This is a genomic window from Dictyobacter formicarum (assembly GCF_016587435.1).
In genome coordinates this window covers 112,982-128,524 of the sequence record NZ_BNJJ01000012.1, presented here as the reverse complement: position 1 = coordinate 128,524, position 15,543 = coordinate 112,982, and the positions used below count along the sequence as shown (strand labels likewise).

Sequence of the window (15,543 nt, the reverse complement as noted above, 5' to 3'; positions counted from 1 at the left end):
CCGCACTCATTAAAACGGTTTTGAGCTCCGAAGGAGCGTAGTGTCAGGGGCCGAAGGCGCGAAACGTATGGCTTTCAGACTTGGGAATTCCACTTGCGATCTCCAACTTTTGGTTGAAGGCGTATCTTCTTTTATCAGCTATATTCAAGTAGTAGTGAATATTGTGCGTTGAAGAATGTAGTTATTGAAGGAGGACGTAGATGTCTACAAAGCCTGATAAGAATAATATGCTGGTGGTAGGCGTATTCGAGGATGTGACGAAGGCAAAGCAGGCACAGAAAGATATTGAGCTCTGGGATGAGTCTCAGCCTGATATTAAGCTAGGCGGCAGCACTGTCCTTTATAAGGATGAGCATGGCAAAATTAGAGATGAGCGCAGCAGTAAATTCGATTGGAAAAAGGGCGCCCTGATCGGACTTCTGCTGGTACCTCTGACTGGCGGCCTCTTGCTTCCCGTGTATGGCGCGCTAGCTGGATTGGCTGCGACCTGGTTGAAGGGGATTAAACGTGAGGAAGCTGATCAGGTGGCCTCTGCAATCAAACAGGGCAATGCGGTCGTGGCGGTTTTATGCGATGAGTATGAGATCAAGCCTGTGTCCGAAGAGCTGAAGCGGCTGGGCTGTAAGAATGTGATCGGTTATGTCGTACCTGAGTCGACCACCGCTCAGGTGGAAAATGCTGTGAACGATGCGGCAGCCAGGGGTGATATTACGTCCCAGCATCAGGTGAGCTAAGACAAAATGTGATTCCTTTTTTACGTGTTGGTGCATTTGTGCGAAGCACAAATGCACCAACACGTAAAAAATCTCTACATTTTTTGCCCTTTGATGAGATTGTTTTTATACAGTAACCAGAGGAAGGGTTCTTCTACACGGCGTGGGCTGACACTGGAAACGTGTCCCAGGGTGTCGGGCGGCTGGCCCAGTGAGGAAATGCCAAAATATTGGTAGTTGGCGAAGTGCTCATGGACATACTTGCAAAAGTTGGGAGAGAGCCAATCGTAGAGACGGTGTTGAATGTCTGTGTGCAGTGATTGGATCTCGTTTAGATTTAAGTTGCCGCTATGGGTGCTCGACTGCAGGAGCGGCGAGCCTGGATCGTCCAGGATGGCTGCCAGCATGTCGATTTTTGAGAGCGTGAAGGCAATGGGCGTCTTGATTTTCTGGGTGGCGCCGATGTTGTTGACGCGCTCGAAGAGTTCACGCAATGCACGCACAATGTTGTCGGGCGCGGCCGCCAGGTCCAGTTCCGGCAGGGTCTGGTTGCTGATTTTCTGACGCACCCCCGACATCTGGAGTGGATCGAGCAAGAAGATGATGCCGTCCGCATCGCAGATATAGTGACTATACGTTGAGAGGGTGGCGTGGCTGGTCATATCTTCGCCAGCGGTATCGAAAAAACTCAAGTTGAGCGCTCTTCGTTGCCTGCCGTTGCCACCGCCAAAGAGTAGGCGAAAGATAATCGGCGCGAGCACCTGCGCATCCAGGGCCGATGGCAAGGTTGGATTGAGTATGCGCCGTTGCTCAAACAGCGGCGTGTAGAAGTCACGCGTCCAGCGTGCCTGCGAGTCATCGCCCAGGATGCTCACGCTAACATCAAAGCCTTGTCCCACCGAATGTGTCAGGCGGTGGATGAGAGAGGCGATATAGTGGGATTTGCCGGTGGCGCGGCCTCCGATGATAGCAATAACCTTTTGCTCTGTCTGCGCAATATTTGAGGGCAATTCAAAGTGACAGGTGGGGCAGATGCGCGTCGTGCTGTACTCTTTGCAGGTGTTGCAGAATAACTCATCCGGAGCCTTCAGGGCCAGCACCCCTTTTCTCTTTTCTGGCAGCAGTACACGGCCCATTTTGATGCGTCCCAGTCCTCGGCGCAAGGCATATTCGTTGTCCGGTCCCATATCTGGACAACCAGGATTAATGCAGCGAAACTGTGCCTCCTGCAAAGAGAAGTGAGCAAAGCAGAATGGGCAAGTGATTTTATGATACGCTGGAGTAAATGCCATGCTAACTCTATCCTTCATGTATATAAATAATAGCATTATGAGTGGTCAAAAATTTTCGAGCATAAGAAAGAAACATGGTTTGATATGTCAAAAGAATAAGAAACCTACCGGGTGGTAATTTCACGTGCGATGGTGCTAAAGGTCTCACCAAGGCGGCTCAGATCGGTAAAAAAGCTTTGTTCGTTGGAAGAGGCAATCGCGCGCAGGAAGCTATGATCTGCATTTCCAAACCCGATGGCAATAATCTGAATATCCGCCTGGTGACAACGCTGAGCAGCTTTTATGGCTCCCCCCGATTCGTCCAGGCTCCATCTGTCAATACTACAGCGTAGCGCGTGCCAGCTATATCACGCAGTAACTCATGAACTTTATTTAGTGAACCTCCTGAGGTACCACCGCCCGGTGTGAGCGCATCGATGGCATGCGCGATCTTTCTGGCATTCTGTGTGGCATGCAAGTGTACATGCACAAAGGTGGAAAAAGAAATCAGCCCGACGGCGATTCTGGAGAGGTCACACTGCTGTACAAATTGATGGGCGGCCTTCTTAGCCTCTTTCAAGGGCCTGCCAGACATACTGCCGGAAGTATCGATATCAAGGTAAACGGTGGTGAACTCTTCTTTTGTGGTTTGCTGCTCCAGGGGACTGACTAAGAAGCGCCCGGGTATATCGGCCGGCACCGGCTGAATCTCGAGGTCTAGTAGCTGGCCTGTTGTTTGCTCGATGGCTGAGATAGTGACGGTACCATTTTTGTCATAGGCGTAAGTAATATTGAGGATAGCTGTCTTACTATTTAGGCGTGGAAAGTGGCGGAAAATATAGCGACCCAGGTATGAACATTGCTGAGGATCTTCGGTCTCGCCCTGGGTGAGAAATACTTCTAGCTCTGTGTTGCCATCGCGCCTCAGTGTCATCTCGAAGGGACGCGTCTGCTGAGTGGGAATCGGGGCATTTTTGGGAATAATAAAACTATTGATATAGCGATTGCGATCAAAGCTCTCGGCGATCAGACCCAGGCTATGCGCGATCACATCTACTGTACGGCGTGGGTTGCGCAATATGAAGTGGCTCTCGTTCTCTGTATGGCGTGCGCTGCGCAGTACGAAGTGGCTCTCGGGCTGGCTGTCCTGGATGCTCATGACGGCCTGGATGGCTGCTCCCAGGGCGACCGCTTCATCAGGATGGATACCGCTCATGGGAGGCTTGCCCGACATCCGTTTGATGTAGTCGGTGACCATCGGCATGCGGGTTGATCCACCCACGGGCAATACGCCTGTGATCTGGGACCAACTCTTGCCAGCGGTTCGCAGTACACGCTCGGTTAAGAGCTGGGTGCGCTCCATCAATCCCTGTGTCATCTGCTCGAATTGTTGGCGCGAGACATTGTAATTGCCCACACAGCCAGCAGCCTGCACGCGTATAGTGGCCTGCTGACGTGCGCTGAGCTTGCGCTTTAGCTCCTCTGTCTGCACACGCAGTGCATTAACATCATCGCCAAATAATTCACGCCCAAACTCCTGCTCAAACTGGGCCTCTAAGTGGCTTAGCAGGCTATCATCCCAGTCTTTACCTCCCAGATTATCGTCTCCATCAGTACCGATCACCTGTAGATCCGTGGGGGTGATCGCGACTAGCGAAACGTCGAAGGTACCACCACCCAGGTCATAGACCAGGAAGAGCTGTTCCTGGGTATTTGAACCTGGTCTCTGACCATAGGCGAGTGCGGCCGCTGTTGGCTCACTGATGATCTGCAATACATTCAAGCCAGCTTTTTTCCCCGCTTCAATAGTAGCGGTACGCTGGACATGTTTGAAATAAGCGGGTACCGTAATCACAGCATCAGTGACTTCTTCGCCTAAATAGTTTTCAGCACACAGCTTCAAATAGCGCAAAATAATCGCTGACAGATCAGTCGCATTGTAGTCATTGTCGCCAAAGGCCAGCAAAAAATCTGGATCGCCCATATAGCGCTTAAAGAGTAATGCCACTTCAGTGGCGCCAGCCGCCATCTGTTCGCGTGCCTGTTCACCGACAACGGGTACGCCATTGTCAAATGAAATAACCGAAGGTGTCACCACATTGTCATCGCTGTTCTTGATTATCTCTGCTTTGCCTTCGCTATTGATAAAGGCAATAGCTGAATATGTAGTTCCCAGGTCAATACCGACAAATCTACCCATGGATGATACTCCTGATTTTACTGCATACAAATAGTATCGATACTATAAGCGGATAGTCCCGTTTCAATAGGAATTTTTTATATTTTACTTGACATATTTGTGCATCAGCATTCTTTAATGTTATTATTATTCCGTGAACATTGCAACAGATTGAGCAGCCAAAAACGCTGGCGGAGTTTAAAGTATCTTCGCAGGCCAATAGTGCATTATATCAATCTATCTTATTTTGTTTAAGAGGATATTTCTATGGCATTTATTGCTCCCTGGCGTAAGGTGACATGCCCGAGTTGTGGGACAGAATTTTATCCCGGGTCTGCTGATATCGTTTCGGGTTTGAATCCAAATCTCGTGATGCAGAAGGCTCCTACCGATGACCTCTTGAAGCTTTTGTCTCATTTCTGGATTACTGCTACTCGAGGGAAAAAATATACCCGGCAGTTAGCTGGACGTCAGTGCCCGAATATAAACTGTAAACGTGTTTTGCCTTATAATATAGAATATTCAAAAAATTATACGATTGCTATTATTGGTGACGGCTCTGCAGGTAAAAGTCATTATATCGCTTCTTGTATTCATTTGTTGAAGCAACGACAGGCACTTCAGTTGATCGGGTGCAGCAGAATTGTAGGCTGGGGTAAGACCGATGCGATCTATCAATCAAAATTTTATCAGCCCGTGTTTGGTAATTTACAGCCTATCCCTTTGACACCGAGAGCGCACTCAGAAATCAATGAGCCTTTGATCTATGAGCTGATCTTCAAGAAAGAGACCTGGTGGAAGCCGGCTAAAAGCATCAATCTCTTTTTCTATGACTCTTCCGGCGAAGATCTGGCTGAGCAGGATCGCATGGTGCAGTATAGCTCTTATGTGCTGAATGCCTCGGCAATTATTTTTCTGGCTGATCCGCTGACGATGCCCAATATTGTGAAGGCGTTGCCAATTGACCTCAAGCCCGGCGCCATCCGTGAGCGCAGTTCTTCGGAAGTATTGAATCGTATTTCCGAGACGTTCAGAATGGGACAGGGTTTAGCTGCGGGTTCCCCAATTGATATTCCGGTGGCGATTGCGCTGTCTAAAGCGGACCTCTTGAAATATGTTGTGCGCTCGCAGGAGGCAACAACGCAGTTCCTGCGCGAGACAACGTCTACCAACCGCTTGAATACGGCAGATTTCGCGGCCATCAATGAGGAGGTCCAGAAGCTTATTCTGCGCGTTGGTGACAAGGTATTGGTGCAGTCAAGCGAATTATTTACCACCGTCTCCTTCTTCGCTATTTCGTCCACAGGTTGGGCGCCAGAAAAAGGCAAATATCCTGCCATCGAACCATTACGTTGTCTCGATCCCCTGCTCTGGATTTTGTGGAAATTAAATGTAATTGAGGCTGAATGATATTTACTCTAGCCCCCAAGCGGGGCCAGCCTCGCACCTATGGGTGGGCATGTTTATGAATAGATAGGAGCGACGTGCGATGGATCAACTCTGGTATACCTGGTCAACTTTTGGTCTGGGTAGTGTGACTGGGCATCGAGTGCGTGCGGCCTCACATGAATTGATGGATTTGCAGGGCGATTGGCACCGGGAAATTGAGCGGCACCTGCATTATGAATTGCCTGAGGGCGTTAATCCTTATGATATAAACACTACATCTTCTCCCTATAGCCTGGCTTATATCAAGACGGAGAAGGGACCCATTATCCTCCATCGTGCCTATGCAGGCAAGGATGATTATGGGCGCGCGGGCGTCTTTTTTGTGCATGTGCTGGCCAATCTCAAAGATATGTTGGCCCTGGATGCGATCAAGCTGTGGGGCTCTCCTTTTTGGAAGATGCAGGACGATCTGCCGTCCGCTCAGCTTGAGTTACCGGAAGTTGCCGATGTGCCAGTGGGGAGCTTGAATGTTTCGACGGTGCCCAATCAGCCAACCAGCCAGCAACTCTACACGCAGAATTTAACCTTCCTGATTGAATCCTATTTGTCGTTGGGCGATTGGCAAAATATCTATATTGAAACCTACGCTGAGGAAGGTATTCACGCCGCCTCTGAACATAATGCAGAGCTCATCTGGGGCCTGCTGCATTGTCTTCCTCCTTATCTGACGGATGTGGCTACGTTCAGTACCTATGAGGCCCGTATAGAGCAATCGCCCGCGCGCATCAGCTCGACCTGTTTTGCCTCGCTGGATGCGCTGCAGCGCTCCCGGCCCCATGATGGTCCGACCCTCAAATGCGCCTATGGACGGGATGGTGGCTCCCTGTTTTTAGAGGCAACTGTCCCACCCCAGGCAGATGTTGACGAAGCAACTACGGCTAGCACATCCCAATCGAGTACTGAACAACAGCAGTTGCGCCACAATTATGCTCGCTATGTGGTAGCTAAATTGTTGGGTGGTAGCGAAAAAGACCTCAAAGAGCTAGAGGCCCTGTTCAACTTGAGCGTTGACTGGCATATCAAAGATAGCGCGACCTTTCTGCTGGCCTACAAACTGTTTACCTCCGATAAATTAACCGAAGAAGACATGCGTATTGTCCTCATGCCTGAGCGGGCTACCGCCCTGCTAATGCCGGAAACGGTACGCGATGCTGTGCTCCAATTCATATTTGCTCACCCTCAGTGGTGGTCAGAGGGTGGCCAGGAGGCCTGGCAACAACTCTATCAGCGCACCGCCGATACCCCCGGACTCGCGCGCACCCTGAACGACTTTGCCACCTACATTAAAGATAAAACTATTGTTGATCTCATTGGTGGCAATCCCGGGCGCGCCAACATGTATCTGTCATTGCTGAGTACTATCGCACCCCCTAAGCATCAGCAGCGGCTATGGCGATCTCTATTAGAAGGATTGACGCCGCGCCTGGATGAGAACCGGCAGCAGTATCCCTACGAATTGTTGGATCCCACTTTTTATGCTTGCCTGCTAGAAAATTGTTCGTATATCAGCGATCTGCCTGATGACATCCTCCATCCCTGGCTCCGCGTGCCCTGGGACAAGATTCGTATCTTATGCCAGCAAAATATCACGCCAGCCTGGAAAGCCAGAGCAATTGCCTGGCTCATTCTTTTAGACCCAAATCCATTACCTGAGAATATTGTGGCAATTGTAACATCTGTGCAAGAAGATTATGAAGCGGCCCTCAAGTATATAGTATGCTTTGAAGAGGCAAATCCGGCTATTTCTAATCTTATTATGATGATCAAAGATTTTGGCTATCAGTATGGAGCATCAGCCGTTTCACAACTTTTGTTCACTCATCTCTTAGATGCCTCAGATATCGAGCGCCTTTTAAAAGAGACAAGATTAAAATGGTCTGAAGGAGATGCACTTTTCTTGCAACATTGGGAATTTCTATTGTTGGCGGCTCCAGATGTGCCAATCGTGATTAAGTGTGTAGAACGGTTTTTTAACAAATTGTCAGATGCATCTCTTTTGACGCAGCCTGGAACCGTATCTTTGTTAAAAATGGTTTCCGAGCGAATGACACACTCTCCATCTTTGATGGAAGCTGTGGAAGATTGGACTTCGATAAAACAGACAGTGCACATAAGCCCGAATACAGGTGCTAGTTGGCTTGTGCGCAGCGAAAAAGAATTAGACCACCTGGTTTCTACAATTCAAAAACTATCTTTGCAGAAAGACAGCTATTATCGAACCAGGCTTTTCCGCTATTTAATTACCGCTATTAAAAGCAATGAAGATTTGGAACGCTGCAAGAGATATTTCCATCATACATTTTTTACTCCTCAAAATGGTCGTATGGCTTTTATACGTGAGCTAGACTTGTTGGTAGGTGAAATACATCAACCGCAGATGAAGCCTGATTTGTTGTTGCCATATATCTATCAGACTATCCTGGACGCATGGGATTATCCTAGGAAAAAGAAAGAGGAAGTATTACCAGAGTTATTAGGCTCACTCTTGCAGAATGCTGATAAAAAGACCTTTGATTTTATAGATCATAATAATAAATGGCCCGGTGATATCGAAAAAGAATGGAAGCACTATTCAGCAGATTTGCGTCCAAACTCCCTGCTTGGCTTCATTCCCATCCCATGGCGCTCTTCCAAAAAGAGCGAAACTGCAAAGCTCCCTGCTATATCCCCTAATCCAACTACTCAAGTCTCACATTCTCATGCTCCTGTACCCGCTCAAGGCCTTCAATTGTCACAGCGGCGATTGCCTGTCATGCATCAATCTACACCAAATGTTGCTAAACCTTTGACATCACAATTTGTTGCACAGCCATCATCTAAATCGCGGTCTCTGCCAACTGCTCATAATTTAATGCAAAAAGAGCAAGCACAGCCGAATGTGGCTACACCTCAAACAAACCATCCATCCTCAGGAGATTTACCGATGTTAGACAACAATATTGTTGCTCAGCTTGGAAAATATCAAGTCACTCTCGAAGAGGCAAAAGCATTTAAAGAATTAAGATTGTTATATATGATTTTTAGAGATAGACTTGATAAAATTAATGCGGGTGATGACTATAAAGTTTTAACAGCGAATGAGCTAATCAGATTTGATCAAAATACCATAAGAGAAGCTATATATGCTTTAGTGCATGACGGCTACATTAACGAAGCACTATGTAGATTGGAGTCATTTTCAAAACAACAAATAGATGAGAGAGCCAATGAAATTATTGAAAAATTGCAACGGGAGAAGGAATATATCAAGTTAGTTCGCAAAGGTAAATATTCAAATGAGGATTTGAAAGATGTAATTGGTGTTTTATTGCGAGCTCGGATGTGGGAAAGCGAGTTACTAAAACAAAAAAAAGATCTTAGAACATGGATCAGTACTAATTTCTCTAAGGATATCTGGTACAACAATGAATTGATAAATTGGGAGAAAAAAGGATTAAATATTTGATTTAAGTCGAAGCTTCTACAAAGATGAATTGAAAAAATAAAGCAGGTAATCATTAAATATGTGCCAAAATCGATTAAAGACGAAAATAAAAACGAAACCCATAGGGTCGGAGCTTGCCTCCGATTGTCGCCTATCTGCGAAGCAGGTGACCCGGTTGGCGATGCCTCCAGCATGCTCGCTAGCACCTACGATATAGGATTATTTGATGTTTTGAATAGGTATTTTGGCATGATGTTATTTTTTTGAGGGAGATATAAATATTTATGCTTAACGATAAAGATGCTGTCATTGATCAGCTGACGGATCTGGCCAATGAGGTCGATAGCAGTGATCCTAAAGGGGCGATTCGCCTGCGTGAGCTGGGCGATGCGGTGCGTGGGGGTCAGTATGCTGATGCCTGGGCTGGCAATAATCTGTACAATTTGATTAATATCGATGCGATCGTTAATCGCTATCGTGTACAGCAAAAAGTGGATGGCCGTATCGCCCTGATCGAGACGACTCGCAATATTTTTATTTTCCTGCCGCTCTTCTTTACCTGGCTGGGTATCGCGCGCGCTATTCCCGCCTACTATAACCTGGTGACGCAGTATCCAAAGTTTAGCACAACCCCATTTTTGCAGCTCTGGCAGGGGGGCTTTAACGGGACGGCGCCCTGGGGCATAATTGATACCCTGGGTGGCGTGGCGACTATCGACTGCATCCTGATTTCTGTAATCATTGTACTTACTTTCTCTTCATCTATTCTGACGCATAAGTCACAGATGAAGCGTGATCGTAAGGCCGAGGATCTGCGGGACAATCTGGCACATGCGCTGGCTGGCGCGACCCTTTTCCTGTCCACCAGGCACTGGACGCAGCCAACCAATTTTGTGGATCGCTTCAATACGGTGGTTAACAACTTTAACTCTGTCATCTCGGGCCTGGAAGAGCAGATCAAAATTGAACGTGAGGAATTGGCCCAGCTAGCCGAGCGACAGCGCCAGGAATTCGCTCTCTTCAATTCTTTTAAATCTTCTCTGGTGACCAGTATGGATAATGTGGCGACCACGATTCGCGATCTCATGGATTCTCAGAAGGTACTGGATACCACGATTAATCGCCTGGTGGCTCCGACCGAGCAGACGGCCGCGCAGCAGAAGACGTTGCTGGTGAACTCGCAGAATACATTGGATCAGTTGACCCGCCATGCGGTGGCTCAGGAAGAGGTGGTGGCGCAGCAGAAGCTGTGGGGCGAGAAGCTCAATGGCGTATTGTTTACCCTGGATGGAACCGTCACTCAAGCTAAAACGCTGGCGGCCCAGATTGCGCAGTTTACGGAAGAGCAGAAGGGACTGGTTAAACTGCTGCAGATCGAGCATGACGATCAGGCCCAGCTGGTGAAGGATATTATTACCAACACTAACGCGATGAATAGAATTATTAAGCAGATCGATGAGAGCGCGACAAATATCAACGGCGTCACAGTCAATATGGGTGAGGTTGCGCGGCGCATCGCAGCTAAAGTGCCTGTGTGATAGCTGTGATGCAGGTTTAGCAAGAGAGGAAGAGAAATGCTGCGCTCTGTACAAAATAATACGGTTCTGCTGGCAGGCTGGCTGTTTGCCGATTTACTGCTTGGCCTGATGGTCATTTTCATGGCCGCTATTCCAGGTGTGCCGCCGCCAACGCCGCCCGCTCCACCCAGGTTGATTGTCAGCCCCAAGACGGTGGTGCCGCGCAATCCTGACTGCGCGATCGGCAATGTTGATAAGCCACGCTGTGAGGCCGTCGTCACGCTCAAAGAGAGCGATGACTCAAAAGTTAACGTAACCTGGTCTGTGCATAGCGATATCAGTGATAGCATTGGTTTTTCGCCTGATGGAGGTACGCTTACACCTGGACAAGAGGTGCAGATCAAGTTATCGAAGGTGCCGTGTCAGAATGGTTCGTTTACCTTCGACGGCACCGCCAGCGCGGCCTCCCAGACCGTTGCCTGGCAGTGTAAAGCTAAACCCGATCGCCTGGAATCTAATTATGTGCCATTGCGTTTTACAGGCGAGGATACCGATGGCATCCTGAATAATAATCGTGATGCTATCAATCGTCTGAAGCGTGACATTAAGGCTCGACCCGAGCTACACAATCGCCGCGTTGGCCTTGTAATCATCGAAGGCGGCGACCCCAACGATACCGGACACGGTATCGCGGTAGCCGAGAAGGTTTATACTATCCTGGATCAATTGTCATCTGAAGGTTTTGCACCCTTCGCCGATGCCTCACACTATAAGCCGCTTTTTGCGCTCCAGGAAAATACAGATGTGATTTTGATCGATGTCTATCTCTTCAAAATTACGCAATGAGCTTGTTTGATTACCATGACCATTGAGGATGGAATAGCTCGCCAGCCTGGGGACGCTGACGCCCCCATTCCTTTTATCTGTTGTGAAGTGCAGAAAAATGCGCATACACGCATTTTTCTGCACTTCACAACAGATAATCTTTTTGAGCACCGCAGGCGCGAAGCGTCAGGGGCCGTAGGCACAAACAGTATGCTTTTCAAACACGCTCAATCGCTACATTTTTTTCGACACTACCTTTGTTCGACGAGGCAGTCCAGGTGTTGGTTGATGCGTGCTGTGTTTTGCAGGCTGTCCGCGTGGTTTTCGAACAGTGGCAGCAGGTGCTCCTCATATTGTTCTTCGTTGGTAATGGTGGAGATGAAGCTGGCATAGGCAGAGGGTGCGCTCTGGCTGACTTCGCCTCTGATGGGATTGAGTATGAAGTAGTTCCGATAGTCATTGGCGCCGGGTTGAAAAAGTGTTGCCGGTGGGGCGCCGGTGATCATGAACTGGCTCTGAAATGGATCGTGCTGATAGGTGGAGAAGGTGAGCAAGGGGCGCCACGTCGGTGGCAGCATACAGCTGACGGCGGCGATCCAGAGAGCGATCTGCTGGCTGTCGGCGACCAGGATAATGTTGCGCTGGCTGCTCTCTAGTTGGGTGACTGCGCCGATCAGTGCTGCCAGATACTGTCTGTTCTGCTCGCTCTGCAGGAGGGACCAGACCTGCTCTATGTCCAGTGCTGGTTCTAGCTCCAGATCAGATAGTACAGGCAACTCACCGCTGTCTGTGTTGTCCTGCGCTTGCCAGAAAGAACTTTGCCAGAAGAAGATAGGCGGTATGTTGCTAAAGAGTTCGGTTGGCATGATCAGTGAGTGGGCAAAAAAGTTACCGGGGCGTCCATTGTCGTCCTTGCCTGTGGATTGACTGTGTATGAGAAAGCTGCTGGCTTCATTTTGATAGTAATAGCGCAGGGCTACGGGATGTTCAGCTGTCGCGCTTGCCTCCACGCTGGCCGGCAGGCGATAGACCAGCAGCCGTAACAGCTGCGCCTGGTCCTCGGGAGTGATGCCAGGTGACATGGCCTTGGCTTGAAAGCCGCTGCGCCCGGTGCTGTAATCTCTGAAAGAGGTATAATAATGCTGTAATATGGCCATATCTCAATCCAGCCTCAATTTAGTGTCGTTGGGATGTTGAATGGTGACGAAATTATAAGCGTTGCTATCTTCCAGGTATAATTTACCGAATGTGCGCGGCTGATATTTCTGCTCTGGCAGGGGCAGATTGAGTTCTTTCTCAATGTGGGTGGGCCCCTGATGCCAGAGGCGTTCGCCCTCGCTTTTCTGTAGCGGCAGGCGCTCGCGTCGACAGATCAATACTAGCGCGGGCAGCAGGCCAGGAGTATGAGTGTGGATATATAGTGTACGCTTTTTGCTGAAGCGGGCCTTGCGAATCTCGTACGTCAGCGTGATTTTGGGAGCCAATCGGGCCTGCAGACGTATGCCTGGCGCCTGAATACGTTGCTTCCCCTGACGAATCAAGGTTGCCACCCTGATATAGCATTCCTGCGGCCGATCTTCGCGCAGATCAAAATAGCCAGTGTGCTCGTATTCCGCTTTGGTGAGGTAGTGGGTTTTGACGGGTGGATACTGCCAGCCATCATGATTATAGCTGATCGCGACCTCCCAACAACTTGCTGGCCAGGTCCACTGCAAGCGGATTGTATTGCCCAGATTTTCGCTGCGCAGGTTGGTAACCTCATCAATACAGGCGCAGGGTATTTCGGTGCCAATATAGGCTATACCTCCAAAGGTTACCACAGGCGTATAGTAGCAGATGCCTTGCTGTAGCCAGGTGTCGATCAGGAGTTGGGCCTGCCCCTGAAGGACCTGCCCATAGTTTTTGAGCTGATCGATTGAGATGCTCTCGCCGGCTGAAAGCTGTGTGCTCTGCTCGGACTTTAAGATGATGACCTTGCCTTTATCTGGTTGCGGCCATGTGAGTTGGACGCGATAGCCCTGCGCGAGCTTTTCATTGCTGATCGTCAGTTCATTAATGACAGCAGGAGGTGCCTCGGGCCGTGCTTTAACCACCTTACCGGCTGAGATCAGTGTCTTACCCTGATTGTTGAACTGGCTATAGATGCCATAGTAGTAGGTATGCTCATTGAGGATATCACGATCCACCAGGCTTGTTGATGCACTCGTTGTCAGGCGTAAGCCATCATCGATTGACCGTGGGGCCAGGCCCTCTTTACGCACAATGACCACATTGCGAACATTGGGAGGAGGAGTCCATTTGAGAATGACCTGGTTGTTATGTACCTCGCTGGCTTCGTTCTGTACGTCCTGCAGCAGAAAGATTGGCTTGTTGAGCAAGGTGGGCTGAGGTGCCGTCACATCTTCGTACCCGGTGAAGATCGCATAATAAAGTGGTACACCTATCTCGCTGCGCGTGTCGTCATAACTATTGGCGTTGACCGTGGCGAGCAATTCGCCATCGGTGAGTCCGGTTGGCTGCGAGTGAGCCTGGCGTACTATTTTGTAATTTACACCCTGGGTTGGTGAATGCTGCCAGCTTAGACTGACCAGGGTGCCGCTGACGCTGGCCTGAAGCTGACTTGCTGGCACTGGCGGCAAGGCCTTGAGCAGTTCTCGCGCCTCGCGATAATCGGAGCAGAGCTGTAATGCAGTACGATACAGGTTAGACTTTGTCTCGCGGTCCTGGACTCCCTGGGCTTTGTTGAGGAGGTTACGGGCTTGCGCGATGGTGTCGCTAATACGTTGTTGATAATGCTGTGGATTGCTGATTTTTTCGCGCTTAGCGGCCAGGAATTCCTGCGCTTTAAACAAGTGCTTCTGCTCAAGCAACTGGTCAAGTTGTTGTTGGATCGTTTGCTGTTCTTTGGCGCGATGTTGTAATGTGGTCCGGTATTCCTGTAGCTTTTGTACCCGCGCATCTGGCTTTGCGGGCGACCAGAGCGCAGCGACTTCGTCGAGCAGGCGCCCCGCCTCCACATAATCTCGTTCAAAGGGGAATTTTGCTAACAGCTCATCGACATAGAAGCGATTGCCGGTCGCGAAACCACAGCTATTGCAGCCGATGGCGTCTGGGCGCACATCTGCGCCACAATTGGGACAACTCGTGAGCAGCTCTGTATGACAGTGCGCGCAGAACTTGCTGCCAGGCTCGTTCATACTATTGCAGTGTCCGCAGCGCACCAGCTTTTTCGCCTGGATATCTAAGGGTGGTACCTGGACGAACCAGTTACGCCGCTGGGCCATTTCGCGCAGGCGTTCAAGCGCAACCTCGTCTGCCCAGCCCGCTTCGCGCGTCTTCTTCAGGAAAACCTCGGTCTGACCCAGCGTCATAGTCTTCTCGCCGCTGCGAATCATGGAATCCGAGAGTTGCTTCAAAATCGCTTCCAGCGAGCGCAAGCGAATACTCTCGTCGTAGCTACACCGCTTATCGGGCGAGCTAAAGATAGATTTCGCCTGCCCCGCCAGGTCCTTTTTGGCACCGACATCCATAGAAGTACCACGCCTGACCATATCGTTGTACAAAGCTGTGGCGGCCTGGAGCAACTTGTCCTCTGAAACGGTCTGGTCGAGTCCCAGAACCTGGTAGAGGGTCTCCATGCCCAGCATCTGTAGCTGCTCGTTGATTTTTTTGAGCTGCGATTCCTCTAACGGTTGAACCTTCGTTCCCACGTTGGCCGTTGGAGCTGGTGCTTTAGGCACTACTGGTACGGTCAACAGGTCGCGGATCTCTTTTTCGGTCAGTGTTTTGGCTTCTTTGATCAGCGTATCTAGCTCTGATTGAACGATATAGCCACGCGCAAACGTGAATTCCAGGCTTTCACGTAGCTGTGCCTGTTCAGCCTTTTTAGCGGAGACGCGCTCAAGCCGTGCCTCTTGCGCCTGCCTCTCGCGCTCAACAGGATTGCTCTTAAAAGCATCCGCGCCTTTCAGCTGCTCCATGCTTTTTTTTGCTTCCAGCGCTGTACGTCCTACTCCACTGCTTTTGCGGCTCCATTCCTTGCGTTTGGTTTGCACCCTAAGCTCAAAGTCAGCCTCGTTCCAGGGAGCATCCGGATCGAGCTGGAGCAGCAAGTAGAAGTTAGTCGTGGCATTCGTCGTACTCATCTTTTCGCTACCCTGTTTTC

The 15,543-nt window shown here is 49.6% G+C and carries 10 protein-coding genes; 5 read left to right on the top strand and 5 right to left on the bottom strand.

Going from position 1 to position 15,543, the window contains the following annotated elements:
* Positions 1-200 precede the first annotated feature (200 nt).
* A complete protein-coding gene (locus tag JMI88_RS21320) occupies positions 201-734 on the top strand; it encodes a DUF1269 domain-containing protein (protein WP_201363990.1) in 534 nt (177 codons plus the stop codon).
* Positions 735-808: 74 nt separating this feature from the next.
* Here the strand turns inward: JMI88_RS21320 and JMI88_RS21315 are convergent, their stop codons facing one another.
* The 3 genes from JMI88_RS21315 to JMI88_RS21305 all read right to left on the bottom strand — a co-directional run bounded on the left by JMI88_RS21315 (position 809) and on the right by JMI88_RS21305 (position 4,184).
* Positions 809-2,005, bottom strand: coding sequence for a TRAFAC clade GTPase domain-containing protein (locus JMI88_RS21315; protein ID WP_201363989.1), 1,197 nt, complete (start codon positions 2,003-2,005; stop codon positions 809-811).
* Positions 2,006-2,109: 104 nt separating this feature from the next.
* Positions 2,110-2,241: a hypothetical protein gene (locus JMI88_RS40755; protein ID WP_373323934.1), complete on the bottom strand. Its 132-nt coding sequence runs from the start codon at positions 2,239-2,241 to the stop codon at positions 2,110-2,112.
* A gap of 44 nt (positions 2,242-2,285) precedes the next feature.
* On the bottom strand, positions 2,286-4,184 hold the full coding sequence (locus JMI88_RS21305; RefSeq protein ID WP_201363988.1) for an Hsp70 family protein: 1,899 nt from the start codon (positions 4,182-4,184) through the stop codon (positions 2,286-2,288).
* Positions 4,185-4,430: 246 nt separating this feature from the next.
* Between JMI88_RS21305 and JMI88_RS21300 the strand changes: the two genes are divergently transcribed.
* The 4 genes from JMI88_RS21300 (at position 4,431) to JMI88_RS21285 (ending at position 11,399) form a co-directional block, all read left to right on the top strand.
* Positions 4,431-5,573, top strand: a complete 1,143-nt coding sequence (locus JMI88_RS21300; RefSeq protein WP_201363987.1) for a TRAFAC clade GTPase domain-containing protein — start codon at positions 4,431-4,433, stop codon at positions 5,571-5,573.
* Positions 5,574-5,652: 79 nt separating this feature from the next.
* Positions 5,653-9,057, top strand: a complete 3,405-nt coding sequence (locus tag JMI88_RS21295; RefSeq protein WP_236022997.1) for a GAP1-N2 domain-containing protein — start codon at positions 5,653-5,655, stop codon at positions 9,055-9,057.
* Between the two features lie 263 nt (positions 9,058-9,320).
* Complete coding sequence (locus JMI88_RS21290) at positions 9,321-10,574, top strand: hypothetical protein (protein ID WP_201363985.1); 1,254 nt, start codon at positions 9,321-9,323, stop codon at positions 10,572-10,574.
* A 36-nt stretch (positions 10,575-10,610) separates the two neighbouring features.
* A complete protein-coding gene (locus JMI88_RS21285) occupies positions 10,611-11,399 on the top strand; it encodes a hypothetical protein (RefSeq protein ID WP_201363984.1) in 789 nt (262 codons plus the stop codon).
* A gap of 230 nt (positions 11,400-11,629) precedes the next feature.
* Here the strand turns inward: JMI88_RS21285 and JMI88_RS21280 are convergent, their stop codons facing one another.
* Positions 11,630-12,535 (bottom strand): GAP1-N2 domain-containing protein, encoded by a 906-nt coding sequence (locus JMI88_RS21280; RefSeq protein WP_201363983.1) that lies wholly within the window; start codon positions 12,533-12,535, stop codon positions 11,630-11,632.
* Between the two features lie 3 nt (positions 12,536-12,538).
* A complete protein-coding gene (locus JMI88_RS21275; RefSeq protein WP_201363982.1) occupies positions 12,539-15,523 on the bottom strand; it encodes a zinc ribbon domain-containing protein in 2,985 nt (994 codons plus the stop codon).
* Between the last annotated feature and the right edge of the window lie 20 nt (positions 15,524-15,543).